The sequence below is a fragment of the Streptomyces africanus genome (assembly GCF_002150735.1).
Classification (GTDB): Bacteria; Actinomycetota; Actinomycetes; order Streptomycetales; family Streptomycetaceae; genus Streptomyces; species Streptomyces africanus.
Genome location: NZ_MUKA01000127.1, coordinates 1 through 12,639, shown reverse-complemented (window position 1 = coordinate 12,639; position 12,639 = coordinate 1). Strand labels below are relative to the sequence as shown.

The window sequence follows — 12,639 nt, the reverse complement described above, 5'->3', positions numbered from 1 at the left end:
GGCGACGGCGTCCGGTCCGGGAAGACCAGCCCGTCGCAGACGAAGTTCCCGTCGTGCAGCTCCTCGCCGAAGTCACCGCCGTAGGCGTAGCCCAGCTCGGCGTGGGTCACGCCGTGGTCGATCCACTCCCAGATGAACCCGCCCTGGAGCCGCTCGTACTTCTCGAACAGCTCCTGGTAGTCGGCGAGCCCGCCCGGGCCGTTGCCCATGGCGTGCCCGTACTCGCACTGGATGAAGGGGAGCTCACGGCGCTTGTGGGTACCGCCGTCGAGCTTCTGCCCGATCTTCTCGACCTCGTCGTGGAAGGCGTACATCCGCGAGTACACGTCGGTGTCGCGGCAGTTCCAGTCGCCCTCGTAGTGCACGAGCCGCTCGGGGTCGCGGTCGTGGATCCACTCGGCCATGGCGGTGAGGCCGCGGCCGGTGCCGGCCTCGTTGCCCAGCGACCAGAACACGATCGACGGGTGGTTCTTGTCCCGCTCGACCATGCGCGCGGCGCGGTCCAGCAGGGCCGGGGTCCAGCGGTCGTCGTCGACCGGGTTGTCCCGCCAGTCCTGCTCGGTGAAGCCGTGGGTCTCCAGGTCGCACTCGTCGATGACCCACAGGCCGTACTCGTCGCACAGGTCGAGGAAGGCGGGGTGCGGCGGATAGTGCGAGGTGCGCACGGCGTTGAGGTTGTGCCGCTTCATCAGCAGCACGTCCTCGCGCATGGTCTCCAGGTCGAGCGCGCGGCCCCGCTCGGGGTGCCACTCGTGCCGGTTGACGCCCTTGAAGAGGACGGCCCTGCCGTTGACCTTGACGAGCCCGTCCTCCAGGACGACCGTGCGGAAACCGATCCGCAGCGGCACCCTCTCGCCCTCGGTGGCCAGCACACCGTCGTAGAGCTTCGGCGTCTCGGCCGTCCACGGCTCGACCGCGACCGTCACCGCCTCGCCGGTGGCGACGTCGATGCCCAGGGCCGGGACGGTCACCCGCCCGTCGACGTCGGAGTCGACGCGCAGGGTGCCCTCGCCGGTGGTGTGGTCGTACGAGGCGTGCACGAAGAAGTCGCCGACGCTGCCCGCCGGGCGGTGCAGCAGCGTCACGTCACGGAAGATGCCCGGCAGCCACCACTGGTCCTGGTCCTCCAGGTACGACCCCGCCGACCACTGGTGGACGCGCACGGCCAGCACGTTGCCGCCCGGCTTCAGCAGGTGCCCGACCGCGAACTCGTGCGGCAGCCGGGAGCCCTTGAACTCGCCGAGCTCCGTGCCGTTCAGCCAGAGGCGGGCACAGGACTCGACGCCGTCGAACCGCAACACCGCCCCGCCGTCCGCCGGCCAGTCGGCGGGCAGGTCGAAGACGCGCAGGTGGTCACCGGTCGGGTTCTCCGTCGGGACGTGCGGCGGGTCCACCGGGAAGGGGTACAGGTGGTTGGTGTAGATCGGGGACCCGAACGCCCCGTCGCCCTGCAGGACCCAGTGCCCGGGGACCGTGACCTCGGCCCAGTCCCCGGCCTCGTAGCCCTCCTCGGCGAACGAGTCGTCCTCGGCGTCGGTCGTCGCCGACAGCCTCAAACGCCAGCTGCCGTTCAGCGACAGGGACCGCGCGTCCGAGGACGCGTACCAGGCGCGGGGCGGCAGGGCCCCGCTGCCGGGCGAGACGTCCTCGACGTAGTCGACGGAGGTGGTGCGGAAAGACATCGGTCTCCTAGCTCAGCCCTTGATGCCGGTCTGGGCGATCCCCTGCACCAGCCAGCGCTGGAGGAAGAGGAAGACGAACACCAGGGGCAGGATGGAAATGGCCGTGGCCATGAAGATCAGGTGGTAGTTGACGGTCTGGTTTGTCATGTACGACGACAGTGCCACCTGGACCGTCCAGGCGCTCGGGTCCTGGCCGATGACCAGGGGCCACAGGAAGGAGTTCCAGCCGTTGATGAAGGTGATCGTGGCGATGGCCGCGAAGAAGTTCAGCGAGTTCGGCACGACGACACGCCAGTACGCGCCCCAGTAGCCGAGCCCGTCCACGCGCGCCGCCTCCTCAAGCTCCTTCGGGAACCCCAGGAAGTACTGCCGGAACAGGAAGCACGTGAAACCACTGAAGAGACCCGGGACGATGAGACCCCGGTAACTGTCCACCCAGCCGAGGGACGAGACGAGAACGAAGCTCGGCACGAAGGTGACCGCCGTGGGGACCATCAGGGTGACCAGGACGGCGTAGAACACCTTGTTGGCGTGCTTGTACGGGATCCGGGCGAGTCCGTACCCGGCCATCGAGCAGATCAGCAGGATGCCCGAGGTGTGCAGGACGGCGACGACCACCGAGTTCCACAGGGAGCGGGCGAAGTCGACGGTGACGTCGTCGAACGGCTCGCTGAAGTTGCTCCACTGGATGGAGGTGGGGAACCACTTCCAAGTCTCGCCCGTGATCTCCGGGTCCGTCATCAGCGAGTTGCGGACGATCAGGTAGAACGGGATCAGGAAGAGGAGGCCGGCGATGCCTGTCGCGATGTACAGGCCGGTGTTGCCGATGACACCGCCGCGCTTGACCTTGGCCGGCTTGGCGGTCTTCCTGACGTCGGGTGCTGTGGTGGTCACTTGGTCTCCTCACCCCTTCCGAAGCCCATGATCTTGCCCTGGAAGAGGGTCACGACGCAGATGAGCAGGGTCAGGACGACCGCGCCCGCGCTGCCCGCGCCGTAGTTCTGGTTCTGGCCGAGGGCCATCTTGTAGAGCTCGACCAGCGGCGGCTGGCCCCAGGTGGCCCTGCCGAGCAGGTTGAAGAACTCGTCGAAGGCCTGGTAGGCGGCGACCAGCAGCAGCAGGATCACCGCGGTGGACGTGGCCCGCAGCTGCGGCAGCGTGATGTGCCGGAAGGTCTGCCAGCCCGGCTTGGCGCCGTCGATGGAGGCGGCCTCGTACAGCTCCCGCGGGATGTTCTGCAGCGCCGCGATGAAGAGGATCATGTAGAAGCCCGACTGGAGCCAGAGACGGACGGTCACGATGACCAGCCAGTACCAGGGCGGGTCGGGGTTGGCCAGCCAGGCGATGTTGTCGATGCCGAACCAGCCGAGGACGGTGTTGGCCAGGCCGAAGCGGACGCCGTTGAAGATGGACATCTTCCAGATCAGCGCGGCGGCGACATAGCTGACCGCGGTCGGCAGGAAGAACACCGACCGGAAGAACGCCCGCATGAACCGCAGCCGGTTCACGAGCAGGGCGAGTCCCAGCGACATGGCCCAGGTGGCGGGCACGATGAACGCGGCGAACACGGTGAACGTGACGAGGGAGTTCCGGAAGTTCGTGTCGTTGAGGATCTGCTTGTAGTTGTCGAAGCCGACGAACTCGCTCGGCGTGACGGTGAAGCGTGCCTCGAAGAAGCTGAGCCAGATGCTCCAGGCGATGGGCACGAAGACGAAGATCACCAGGCCGATGAGGAACGGTCCGGTGAAGAGCCAGAAGTTGAAGGTGCTGTTCGCCCTCAGGCCCCGCCGCGGCCGGGTCTTGGAGACCTTGGCCGGGGCGGGCTGGGCGACCCCGCGCGTGGTGGTGGTCGACATGTCGAGATCCGTCCGGTGGTCTATCCGAAGAGCTTCTTGAGTTCGGCGTTGACCTTCTTCTCACAGGCGGCGAGCTGGGCCTTCGGGTCGCCGTTCTTGCGGACGGTGTTGGCGATCACGTCCCAGAACGCGGCGATCATGGCCTGCGTCCAGCCGATGTTGTCGAAGTGACCGAACTCGTTGAAGAGCTTGACCCCCTCGGCCGGCAGGCCGGACTTCAGCTTGTCCGCGGACGCGGCGAGCGAGGTGCGCGGCGGGATGTGGAAGCCGTAGGAGGTGGCGAAGTCCTCCTGGTACTGCTTCTGGTCGATCCACAGCCACTTCACGTATTCCTTGGCCGCCTCGACGTTCTTGCTCTTGGCGTTGACGAACATCGACCAGCCGCCGTTGTAGACCGACTGCTTGCCGGCCGAGCCGACCTTCGGGAACGGGAAGATGCCGATGTCGTCGCCGAGCGCCTTCTGCATGGCCGGCATGGCCCACATGCCGCACCACTGGATCGCGGTCAGGCCCTGGATGAAGGCCGACGGGTCCCACGAGTCGGCGGGGGCGTCGAGGAGCAGGTTGCCGCTGGTGAACAGACCGCGCAGCTGCTTGAGACCCTCGGCGACGGCGTCGGTGTTGAAGGCGGGCTTGTTGTCAGCGGTGAGCGTGTCGGCGCCGGCCGACCAGATCAGCGGGCGGTCCACCGAGGTCAGGTCGTTGCCGAGGAAGAGGCCCTTGACCTTGCTCGTGGTCAGCTTGTCGGCAGCCTCGATCAGCTCCTCCAGCGTGGTCGGCACCTCGATCTTCGCCTTCTCGAACATCGAGGGCCGGTAGAAGAGGAACTGCGGGTCGTCGATCATCCGGACGCCGTATATCTTGCCGTCGACCGTGTGCGACTTGATGTCGGCCTGGTTGAAGTCGTCCTTGACCGGCTCGATGATGTCGGTCAGGTCGGCCACCTGACCGCTCTTGACGAGCTGGATCTGCGGGTGGAACTCGAAGACGTCGGGGGCGTTCTTGGTGAGCAGCGCGGCGAAGAGCTTCTGCTCGTAGTTGTTGCCGGTGATCCACTGCGTGGTCACGTTGGCGTCCTTGTAGGCCTTCGCGTACCGCTTGACGGCCTGCTCGACGCCCGCCTCGCCGTACGCGTGGAAGTACTGGACGAGGCCGTCGCCCGAACCCCCGCTTGCCCGGCCGGTGTTGCTGCCGCACGCGGCGAGTCCGCCCGCGGCGGCCAGGCCCATCGCGGCCCGCAGTACGTTGCGGCGGTCCCAGTTCATGTTGCTCGATGCCGACATGCTGACGTCCTTGTCTCGAGTGCGGCTGCGGCTCTGCGGCTCACTGCCTGATGGCTCACGGCCCGGGGGCCCGCGCCAGATGGCTCAAAGAGAGGTGCGGTGCGGGACGCTAGAGCTTCGGCTAAGGCTTCGGCAAGGGGTTGGACGAAGTCTGTTCGAAGCGTTGTGTTCGGTTCGTAATTTCGAACAAGCGGGGGTTGCGGAGGAGTTGCTTCCGCCGCTACGAGGGTGGAGCGGTGGTGCGGCTCCGCGCGCGGGTGGTGCGTTTGCCGTTCCGCTGCCCGACGGCCTGGAGTGCTCCTTCGAGCGCGAACGTCGCCGCGCCCAGGCACACCGGGTCGGTGGGGATCGGGGAGAGGACGATCTGGGTGGCGGCCAGCGGCCGCGGCAGCGCGTGCCGCGCCACGGCCTCGCGCACCTCGTGCAGCAGCGGTTCGCCCAGGGTGCGGGCGACCCAGCTGCTCAGCACGACGATCTCGGGGTTGAACAGGTTCACCAGGTCGGCGACGCCGGCGCCCAGGTAGCGCGCGGTCTCGTGAACGGCCCGGCGCGCCACCGGGTCGTCCGCAGCGACCCCGCGGGCCAGCGCGTCGATGGTCGCCGTCTGGTCGTCCGGGTGCAGCAGCGCGCTGTCGGGGCCGATCTCGCGCAGGTTCAGCATGATGCCGCGCGCGCCGACGTACGTCTCCACGCAGCCGTGGTTGCCGCAGCGGCACAGGCGTCCGTCCAGCACCATCGTGGTGTGGCCCCACTCGCCGGCGCTGTTGCTCACGCCGCGGTGCAGCCCGCCGCCCAGGACGAGTCCGGCGCCGACACCCGTCCCGAGGTTGACCACGACGGCGTTCCCCCGCCCGCGTGCGGCCCCGAACCACAGCTCGGCCACAGCGCTGGCGCGCAGCGGGTTGTCCAGGTACAGGGGATAGGCGATGTGCTCGGTGAGCAGGTCGAGCAGCGGTACGTCGTGCCAGTCCCAGTTGGGCGCGTACTCCGAGGTGCCGGTGGCGCGGTCCACCTGCCCCGGCACGCTCACCCCGACCCCGAGCACCCGGGCGCCCTCGATGCCGGCCTGCATGACCACCGAGCCGACGGCGGTGGCCACGTGCCCGACCACCTGCTCGGGCAGGCTCTCACTGGGGCGAACGTCCTCCTCGGCTCGGGCCAGGACGTTCAGCCCCAGGTCGAACAGCTCGACATGGACGTAGGTCTCGGCGATGTCGACGCCGATCAGCGCGCCCCCCGAGGAGTTGACCGCCACCAGGCCCCGGGGGCGGCCGCCGGCCGAGTCCTCGAAGCCGACCTCCGTGATCATGCGGAGGTCGAGCAGCTCGCCGACGAGTGTGGCGACCGTGGCGAGACTGAGGCCGGTGGCGGCCGCCAGCTCCTGCCGGGAGGTCGGTGACTCGGCGATGATCTGGCGCAGCACCTCATAGCGGTTCGCGGTGCGGATGTCACGTGACGTGCGCTTCACCGGGTGCCCATCCCTTCCCAGACCGGCTCGGGCCGGGTCGACGTCGGCACCGGCGCGGCGCAAGGCTATGGTCTGCCGGGACTTTCGACAAGGGGTTAGGAAAGGGGCTTTATAAAGTGCGCGCCTGGTGGGCGGCGGTGGTGGCCGGTTGATGTCCTACGGCAGCCTGCTCATGATGCCTCAGGGGACGTCAGTCCCCGGCCTCCGCCGCCCCGCTCCGGGGCACCGTGCTCGCGACCGCCGCCGCGAGTTGCTGCTGCACCGGCTCGGGCAGCGTGCCGCCGTGCACGGTGCCCACCAGGTCCCGGGCCAGATGGTGCAGCTTGGTGTTGGTGTTCTGGGAGGTCCTGACCAGCACGCTCCAGGCCCTCTCGGGGCTCAGACCGAAGGAGGCCATCAGGATGCCGCGGGCCAGGTCGATGGTCGGCCGGGTCTGCATGGCCCGCCGCAGCTGGGTGACTTCGGCGCGCAGTTCCCGGTCGTCGGCCGCCCCCGGGCCGTGCTCGCCGTCGGCGGCGGGGCGTACGCCGTCCTGGTGCGGGCCCGGTGCCGCGAACAGCTCCCGCGTGCCGGTCAGATCGAGCAGGCGCTCGACCGCACGGCCGCTGGAGCGGACGGTGACCGTCTTGCCCTCGTCGAGGGCACGCAGCCGCAGGTCGAGAAGTACGTTGAGCCCGGAGCAGTCGCAGAACCCGATCGCGTCCAGACGCAGGTCGATGCCGCTGCCCGACAGCGTGAGGATGTCGTGCAGATCCGGCAGCAGCCGCCGGCTGCCCAGGTCGAGTTCACCCCACACGGTGACGGTCATGCGGTCGCCGTCCGGCATGACGTCCATGGTCGCCATGCAGGGCGGGATCGCCGTCACCGACTGCACAGGGTCCGGCATGGCCCCGTTCTCCCTTGTCTCTTCGCCGTTCCTCCACTTCCCAGCGTTGCCCCTCTACCCCACACCCGTCAACCAATACATGAAACGCTGTACGTGTTTTTGAATACGTGTACGCCTGGTCGGTAGAGTTGGGGCATGGATGGAGTGCCCGAGCCACACACCGGATGGACGTTTCTCACCAACCATGCCCGGGTGCTGGCGGCTATCGCCGACAACCACAGCGCCCGTATCCGCGACATCGCGGCCCACTGCCGACTCACCGAACGCGCCGTCCAGAAGATCATCGCCGATCTGGAGCAGGACGGTTATCTCTCCCACACCCGGGAGGGCCGTACCAACACGTACCGGATCGACCCCGGCAAGGTGCTGCGTCACCCCGCCGAGGCCGGCCTGACCGTGGCGTCGCTGCTCTCCCTGCTGGCCAAGGACGAGGCCGACCGCGCCACGGCACCCGGCGACCGCGGCCGGCCGCACGCCAGGACCTGACCCGCCCCGGATCCGCGACGCAGACCCGCTACGCCTCGCTGAGCACGTCCCGCACGAAGGCGTTGGCGAACGTCCCCTCCGGGTCCAGCTCCCGCGCCAGCGCCCGGAAATCACCGAGCCGCGGATACAGTCCGCGCAGGGCCGACGCGGGCACGGTGAACACCTTCCCCCAGTGCGGCCGGGCCCCGAAGGGCTCCAGCGCCTCCTCGACCCGCCGCACCACCGGCAGTACCGCCGCTGTGTCCTCGACCCAGGTGAAGTGCGCCGCCACGGTGTCCCGGCCGTAGGAGGGGCTCAGCCACTGGTCGTCGCCGGCGACCGTGCGCACCTCGCAGGTCTGCAGGACGGGGGCGATGGTCTCCCGGATCGCGTCGAGCGCGTGCAGCATCTCGACGGCGTGCCCGCGCGGCAGCAGGTACTCCGACTGCAACTCCGCCCCGCTGCTCGGGACGAACTCCGCCCGGAAGTGCGGCAGCCGCTCGTGCCACGGCCCCGGCACACCGAACTGCTCGGTGCAGTTGACCGCGGGCATCCCCGGCACGGGGTGCATCTTCTCGGTGGCCGGAGCGGCCCAGGGGAAGGCGGGCAGCGGCTGGTCGGAGCGCCGCTTGAGCCACACCTGCCTGAAGCCCGGCGCGCGCCAGTCGGTGAACAGGCTGACGCTGTACGCCGTCGCCATCACCGTCTCGACCGTGCCGGAGTCCAGCCCCGCGAAGGGCAGTTCGGTGAACACGTGCTGCTCGACCTCGAAGGTGGGCTCCAGGTCCAGGGTGAGCGCGGTGACGACGCCGAGCGCGCCGAGCGAGGTGACGGCCCCGCCGAACCGCTCCTCGTCCCGGCCTATCGTCACCGCCTCGCCGTCCGCCGTGACCAGTTCCACCTCGCGCACGGCCGCCGAGAGCGGGCCGTTGAGCACACCCGAGCCATGGGTGCCGGTCGCGACCGACCCGGCCACCGAGATGTGCGGCAGGGACGCCATGTTGTGCAGGGCGAGCCCCTGCCCGTGCACCCGGCGGGCCAGCTCCGCGTAGCGCACGCCGCCGCCGACCCGGACCGTCCGGGCCGCCGTGTCGACGTCCACCTCCTGCGGCAAATCCGCCAGCGACAGCAGGACGCCCTCGGCGCCCGGCTCGGCGATCTCGTTGAACGAGTGTCCGCTGCCCAGCACCCGCACCCGGTCGCTGTCCGCGACGAGCTCGCGCAGCGCGGTGAGCGAGGTCGGCCGGTGCAGTTCCTTGGCCGCGTAGGTGATGTTCCCCGCCCAGTTGGTCACGGTCCCGTTCATCGCGTCGTCCTTCCCCGAAACGGCGGGGACCGGGAAAGCCCCCTGCCGGAACCTACCCCGGCCCGTCGTCCGTTGCCGCTGCCACCCGGCTCGGTCTACCGTGGAGAGGCGGTAGAGAGCGTTTTCTACCGGTGTTCCGAACGAGCCGCCCCCCAGCCCTTCTCCGAGCCGGAAGGTCACCTCCTTGAGCCAGCGCCCCCAGGCACTGTTCGCCATGACCCCCGAGAACGTGCCGCAGGTCTTCCCGCCCGAGGTGCTGGACCGGCTGCGGGAGTCCGTGGACATCGATCCGGCGCTCGTGGTGCGGGACTTTGCCGACCCGGGGGTGCGCGACGCGCTGGCCCGCGCCGAGATCCTGGTGACCGGCTGGGGGTGCCCCCGGCTCGACGAGGCGGTCCTCGACGCGGCTCCCCGGCTGCGCGCCGTGCTGCACTCGGCCGGCTCGGTCAAGTCCTTCGCCACCCCCGGGATCTGGCGGCGCGGCATCGCCGTCTCCTCGGCCGCCGCCGCCAACGCGCTGCCGGTCGCCGAGTACACCCTCGCCATGATCCTGCTCGCCGGGAAGGACGTCCTCGCCGCCCGCGACCGGATGCGCACCACCCGCACCTCCTCCGGCTGGGGCGTCGTCCCCGGCATCGGCAACTACGGCCGCCGCGTCGGTGTCATCGGTGCCTCCCGCATCGGCCGCCGCGTCCTCGAACTGCTGCGCCCCTTCGATCTGCGGCCCGCCCTCACCGACCCGTACGTCGACGAGCGGGAGGCCGCCGCACTCGGCGTCCCCCTGCTGCCGCTGGACGACCTGCTGCGCACGTCCGACATCGTCACCGTCCACGCCCCCGAGACGCCCGAGACCCACCACCTGATCGGCCGCCGTGAACTGGCCCTGATGCCCGACGGGGCGGTGCTCGTCAACACCGCGCGCGGCGCCCTGGTCGACCACGACGCCCTCGTGGCGGAACTGCGCGCCGGGCGCCTGACCGCGATCCTCGACGTCACCGACCCCGAGCCGCTGCCCGCCGACTCGCCCCTCTACGACCTGCCCGGAGCCTTCGTCACCCCGCACCTCGCGGGCTCCCAGGGCAACGAACTGGCCCGCCTCGGGCTGACGGTCGCCGAGGAGGCGGAACGGCTGCTGACCGGGGGGAAACCGGCCTACGCGGTCGACCTCGCGGCACTGGAGCGCGAGGCCTAGGACCCCTTGACCTCTCCCGGGTCAGGGCCACGACCCCAGCGCGTGGCCCGCGAGGACGACGCACAGCACCAGTTGGACCGCCCCGGTGAACCGGTTCCCGACCCGCAGCAGCAGGACGCCCGTGACTCCCACGGCCAGGGCCAGGGCGCCGAAGCACAGCAGCGGTGCCCAGTCCGTCGGTGGTGCGCCGGCTGCCGTCTGCCCGGCGCCGGCGTCCATCCGGCCCAGCCCTCGCACCGCGAGCAGGAGGACGACCAGAAAGCCGGCCGCCGCGTCCGCCACCAGCACGAGCAGCAGGAGACATCCCCCGGTGAGCGCATCGGTCCCGGCGGTGGTCTGCTTGCCGGCGCGTTCAGTCATGTCCCCATCGTCGTGCGGAACCCACGCCTCCGCCCGGGTCGTCGCAGACTTGCAACCCGGGTGTGCTCATAAGGGACATTCGCCCGAGTCAGGGGGACCCGGTACCGGCCTCGCACACCCATGGGCATACCGTGAGGAGTCGTACGTCCGAGCCGGGAGGAGTAACGGGATGGGCAGCGGCAGCCGTACCGCGCTGGTCGAGGATCTGATGGAGCGATTCCCGCACGTCCCGCGGGAGGCCGTCTTCAAGGAGGACCTGCTCCGGGGCGGCGTGGCCTTCGACCCGTCCGCGCTGAGCGACAACGAGGGCGGCGAGGTCAAGCCGAAGTCGTACTTCATCTTCTCCTTCGACCACGGCACCCTGCCCGAGCTGGGCGAGGCCGCGCTGCGCCGGCCGCCGGAGGAGATCATCCTCACCGGCGGGCCGTACGACCTGCGCCGGACCGTCGTCTCGGTGCGGGTGAACCCGTCCTCGCCGTACCGCGTCGCCGCGAACGACGACGGCGTGCTCGGCCTCTACCTCGACGGCAAGCGGATCTCCGACGTCGGCGTGCCGCCGATGCCCGAGTACTACCGGCACACCCTCGCCAGCGGGAAGTCGGTCATGGAGGTCGCCCCGACCATCCAGTGGGGCTACCTGATCTACCTGACCGTCTTCCGGGTCTGCCAGTACTTCGGCGCCAAGGAGGAGTGCCAGTACTGCGACATCAACCACAACTGGCGCCAGCACAAGGCCGCCGGGCGCCCGTACACCGGGGTGAAGGACGTCGAGGAGGTCCTGGAGGCCCTGGAGATCATCGACCGTTACGACACGGCGAAGGCCTCCACCGCCTACACCCTCACCGGCGGCGCCATCACCAAGACGGTCTCCGGCCGCGACGAGGCCGACTTCTACGGCCACTACGCCAAGGCCATCGAGGAGCGCTTCCCGGGGCGGTGGATCGGCAAGGTCGTCGCCCAGGCGCTGCCGCGTGACGACGTGCAGCGGTTCAAGGACTACGGCGTGCAGATCTACCACCCCAACTACGAGGTGTGGGACGAGTACCTGTTCAAGATGTACTGCCCCGGCAAGGAGCGCTACGTCGGCCGCGACGAGTGGCACAAGCGCATCCTCGACTCCGCGGAGATCTTCGGGGCGCGCAACGTCATCCCCAACTTCGTGGCGGGCGTGGAGATGGCCGAGCCGTTCGGTTTCACCTCGGTCGACGAGGCCATCGCCTCCACCACCGAGGGCCTGCGCTTCTTCATGTCGCACGGCATCACGCCCCGCTTCACCACCTGGTGCCCGGAGCCCACGACGCCCCTCGGCAAGGCCAACCCTCAGGGCGCGCCGCTGGAGTACCACATCCGCCTGCTCCAGGCGTACCGGCAGACCATGGAGGACTTCGGCCTCTCCTCGCCCCCCGGCTACGGTCCGCCCGGCGCCGGCAACGCGGTCTTCTCCGTCAGCTCCTTCATGGACAGCCTCCCGGCGGACGAACCCACCGCCGTTTGATAACGCTTCGATGACGTCGTCCATCATGGGGGTACGGCGTTGAGTCACAGGGCGGCCGGGCACGTACGGCATGCAAAGGCCGGAGCCGTGGGGGCCCCGCCGCCCTGTCGTGACATCTGAACAGGGCGCTTGTCAGTTGTGTGGGTGGCGTGAAAAGCTCTGGCCCTGCCGCGAGGTTTCCCCCAACTCCATTGCCGAAGTGGTGAGTTGACCTCGCTCGTGGATGCAGGAGACCCATGCCCGACCTGCCGACCCCTCAGGACGCCGCCGAGGCCGCGCTGTTCTCCGAGTGCTGGGACGCGGTCCTCGCGTACGCCGATCTGTGCACGTCCGGCTCCACCGCCGCCGCACAGCTGGGCCGTGAGGCGTTCGCACACGGCACGCGTGAGGCCCGCGCCGCCCAGACCGGCCAGGCCAGAAGCGCCGGCCGCCGCGCCGCCCGGCTGCCCCGGATACCCCTGCTGCTGACCGCCGTACGCACCACGGCCGCGGCCTGGGAAGAGGAGGGGCAGGGCCACAAGCTCGACCCCGACCTGCGCCTGTGGCTCCACTCGGACAAGGCCGCACGCTACACCGGCCCGCCCCTGAAGCGCCCGCTCGCGCTGCGCGGCCTGCGCGACCTCCAGCAGGCCGCGCAGCGCGAGCG

11 protein-coding genes and 1 pseudogene are annotated in these 12,639 nt (G+C 69.8%); 4 read left to right on the top strand and 8 right to left on the bottom strand.

Going from position 1 to position 12,639, the window contains the following annotated elements; all coding sequences use genetic code 11:
• The 6 genes from CCL05_RS18050 to CCL05_RS18025 all read right to left on the bottom strand — a co-directional run.
• A partial coding sequence (locus CCL05_RS18050; protein WP_279629942.1) for a glycoside hydrolase family 2 TIM barrel-domain containing protein occupies positions 1-1,682 on the bottom strand: 1,682 nt, incomplete at its 3' end.
• Between the two features lie 12 nt (positions 1,683-1,694).
• Positions 1,695-2,576, bottom strand: a complete 882-nt coding sequence (locus CCL05_RS18045; protein ID WP_086561531.1) for a carbohydrate ABC transporter permease — start codon at positions 2,574-2,576, stop codon at positions 1,695-1,697.
• Complete coding sequence (locus CCL05_RS18040; protein WP_086561530.1) at positions 2,573-3,538, bottom strand: carbohydrate ABC transporter permease; 966 nt, start codon at positions 3,536-3,538, stop codon at positions 2,573-2,575. The genes CCL05_RS18045 and CCL05_RS18040 overlap by 4 nt, the downstream gene beginning before the upstream one ends.
• Positions 3,539-3,558: 20 nt before the next feature.
• On the bottom strand, positions 3,559-4,821 hold the full coding sequence (locus CCL05_RS18035; RefSeq protein WP_086561529.1) for an ABC transporter substrate-binding protein: 1,263 nt from the start codon (positions 4,819-4,821) through the stop codon (positions 3,559-3,561).
• Between the two features lie 220 nt (positions 4,822-5,041).
• Positions 5,042-6,289: an ROK family transcriptional regulator gene (locus CCL05_RS18030; RefSeq protein ID WP_086561528.1), complete on the bottom strand. Its 1,248-nt coding sequence runs from the start codon at positions 6,287-6,289 to the stop codon at positions 5,042-5,044.
• 190 nt (positions 6,290-6,479) lie between these two features.
• Positions 6,480-7,175, bottom strand: coding sequence for an ANTAR domain-containing protein (locus CCL05_RS18025; protein ID WP_244204313.1), 696 nt, complete (start codon positions 7,173-7,175; stop codon positions 6,480-6,482).
• 135 nt (positions 7,176-7,310) lie between these two features.
• Here CCL05_RS18025 and CCL05_RS18020 point away from each other — a divergent pair, with 135 nt between their 5' ends.
• Positions 7,311-7,661, top strand: a complete 351-nt coding sequence (locus CCL05_RS18020) for a helix-turn-helix transcriptional regulator (protein ID WP_086561527.1) — start codon at positions 7,311-7,313, stop codon at positions 7,659-7,661.
• A 28-nt stretch (positions 7,662-7,689) separates the two neighbouring features.
• Here CCL05_RS18020 and CCL05_RS18015 read toward each other — a convergent pair whose 3' ends face one another.
• Positions 7,690-8,946: a D-arabinono-1,4-lactone oxidase gene (locus tag CCL05_RS18015; protein WP_086561526.1), complete on the bottom strand. Its 1,257-nt coding sequence runs from the start codon at positions 8,944-8,946 to the stop codon at positions 7,690-7,692.
• Positions 8,947-9,130: 184 nt separating this feature from the next.
• On the opposite strand from CCL05_RS18015, the gene CCL05_RS18010 reads away from it, so the two are divergent.
• Positions 9,131-10,138 carry a hydroxyacid dehydrogenase gene (locus CCL05_RS18010; protein ID WP_086561525.1) on the top strand — a complete coding sequence of 336 codons (1,008 nt, stop codon included), beginning with the start codon at positions 9,131-9,133 and terminating at the stop codon, positions 10,136-10,138.
• A 21-nt stretch (positions 10,139-10,159) separates the two neighbouring features.
• Here CCL05_RS18010 and CCL05_RS18005 read toward each other — a convergent pair whose 3' ends face one another.
• Positions 10,160-10,498: an inner-membrane translocator gene (locus tag CCL05_RS18005; protein WP_086561524.1), complete on the bottom strand. Its 339-nt coding sequence runs from the start codon at positions 10,496-10,498 to the stop codon at positions 10,160-10,162.
• 169 nt (positions 10,499-10,667) lie between these two features.
• On the opposite strand from CCL05_RS18005, the gene CCL05_RS18000 reads away from it, so the two are divergent.
• Both CCL05_RS18000 and CCL05_RS17995 read left to right on the top strand, forming a co-directional pair.
• Positions 10,668-11,993: a radical SAM protein gene (locus CCL05_RS18000; protein ID WP_086561523.1), complete on the top strand. Its 1,326-nt coding sequence runs from the start codon at positions 10,668-10,670 to the stop codon at positions 11,991-11,993.
• Positions 11,994-12,229: 236 nt separating this feature from the next.
• Positions 12,230-12,639, top strand: a pseudogene (locus tag CCL05_RS17995) (cellulose-binding protein); the annotation flags it as partial.

What these genes read in the sequence shown, in the direction of transcription:
- CCL05_RS18040 (WP_086561530.1), bottom strand. Translation starts at nt 3,538, where the DNA reads ATGTCGACCACCACCACGCGCGGGGTCGCCCAGCCCGCCCCGGCCAAG.
- CCL05_RS18035 (WP_086561529.1), bottom strand. Translation starts at nt 4,821, where the DNA reads ATGTCGGCATCGAGCAACATGAACTGGGACCGCCGCAACGTACTGCGG.
- CCL05_RS18025 (WP_244204313.1), bottom strand. Translation starts at nt 7,175, where the DNA reads ATGCCGGACCCTGTGCAGTCGGTGACGGCGATCCCGCCCTGCATGGCG.
- CCL05_RS18020 (WP_086561527.1), top strand. Translation starts at nt 7,311, where the DNA reads ATGGATGGAGTGCCCGAGCCACACACCGGATGGACGTTTCTCACCAAC.
- CCL05_RS18015 (WP_086561526.1), bottom strand. Translation starts at nt 8,946, where the DNA reads ATGAACGGGACCGTGACCAACTGGGCGGGGAACATCACCTACGCGGCC.
- CCL05_RS18005 (WP_086561524.1), bottom strand. Translation starts at nt 10,498, where the DNA reads ATGACTGAACGCGCCGGCAAGCAGACCACCGCCGGGACCGATGCGCTC.
- CCL05_RS18000 (WP_086561523.1), top strand. Translation starts at nt 10,668, where the DNA reads ATGGGCAGCGGCAGCCGTACCGCGCTGGTCGAGGATCTGATGGAGCGA.